General features: G+C 51.6%; 1 tRNA gene and 1 rRNA gene. Both read right to left on the reverse strand.

Going from position 1 to position 1,608, the window contains the following annotated elements:
* Positions 1-1,200: ribosomal RNA gene (locus ACYPYD_RS11030) — 23S ribosomal RNA — on the reverse strand; the annotation flags it as partial.
* Positions 1,201-1,532: 332 nt separating this feature from the next.
* Positions 1,533-1,608: transfer RNA gene (locus ACYPYD_RS11035), tRNA-Ala, on the reverse strand.

Below are 1,608 nucleotides of genomic sequence, written 5' to 3' on the forward strand. Positions count from 1 at the left end.
ACCCTAAGCTTCGGTGCATCACTTTAGCCCCGTTACATTTTCGCCGCAGGAACCCTTGTTTAGACCAGTGAGCTGTTACGCTTTCTTTAAAGGATGGCTGCTTCTAAGCCAACCTCCTGGTTGTTTTGGGATTCCCACATGCTTTCCCACTTAGTGATGACTTGGGGACCTTAGCTGTAGGTTAGGGCTGTTTCCCTTTTGACGACGGACCTTAGCACCCGCCGTCTGTCTGCCGAACTAGTCTCGTTGGTATTCGGAGTTTGGTTAGAATTGGTAGATCTCGCGACCCCCGCATCCATCCAGTGCTCTACCCCCAACGGCAATCATTCGACGCTCTACCTCAATAGATTTCGCGGAGAACCAGCTATTTCCCGGCTTGATTGGCCTTTCACCCCTAAACACAACTCATCCGAGAATTTTTCAACATTCAACGGTTCGGTCCTCCAGTGCGTGTTACCGCACCTTCAACCTGGTCATGCCTAGATCGCCGGGTTTCGGGTCTAATACACCATACTCAGTCGCCCTATTCAGACTCGCTTTCGCTGCGCCTACACCTAACGGCTTAAGCTCGCATGGTACATTAAGTCACTGACCCATTATGCAAGAGGTACGCTGTCACCCCCTAAAGAGGCTCCAACTGCTTGTAAGCATCCGGTTTCAGGTACTGTTTCACTCCCCTCATCGGGGTGCTTTTCACCTTTCCCTCACGGTACTGTGTTCGCTATCGGTCATGTACGAGTATTTAGGCTTGGAGGGTGGTCCCCCCATGTTCAGACAGGATTTCACGTGTCCCGCCCTACTCGAGTCCTCATCTATCGTTTTCGCATACGGGACTGTCACCCACTATGGTCGACCTTTCCAAGTCGTTCTGCTAACTGAAGATGAGGCACTGGCCTGGTCCGCGTTCGCTCGCCACTACTAACGGAATCTCGGTTGATGTCTTTTCCTCCGGGTACTTAGATGTTTCAGTTCCCCGGGTTCGCTTCACCAAGTCTATGTATTCAACTTGGGATACCTTATCCACCTCACTCAATCATTGGCGAACCAACGGTCGAGAGAAATGGTGAAGGTGGGTTTCCCCATTCGGAAATCGTCGGATCAAAGCCTGCTCACGGCTCCCCGACGCTTATCGCAGCGTGCCACGTCCTTCATCGCCTGTACATGCCAAGGCATCCACCAGATGCTCTTACCTCACGCTTGAGAATCCACACCATCAACGACAACCCTGCATAGAGGTTGCGTTGTTAAACCACCTTAGTGGTCGTATTCTCCTAGAGAGAATACTTAGGTGCGGACGATTAATCTCAGCCAGATGTAAATCTGTATGTTGCGCGTCATATTGTACCCACTACGTCAGCAGGTACGACGCGCCACGGCATCGATTAAAAAACCCATTCACAATGTCAAAGAAGTGCAGGCAAATCCTGCGTAACCGGTCTTGCGACCGGAACCGTTGTCTTCATCTCTGGAGTATCTGTTAGAGCAGCAGTGCAACGCACTGTACCATCCTCAAGCCAATCTCTCGGCGAAGATGGTGGAGCCTATCGGGATCGAACCGATGACCTGATGCTTGCAAAGCAACCGCTCTCCCAGCTGAGCTAAGGCCCC

Source organism: Novosphingobium sp. 11B (assembly GCF_054589055.1).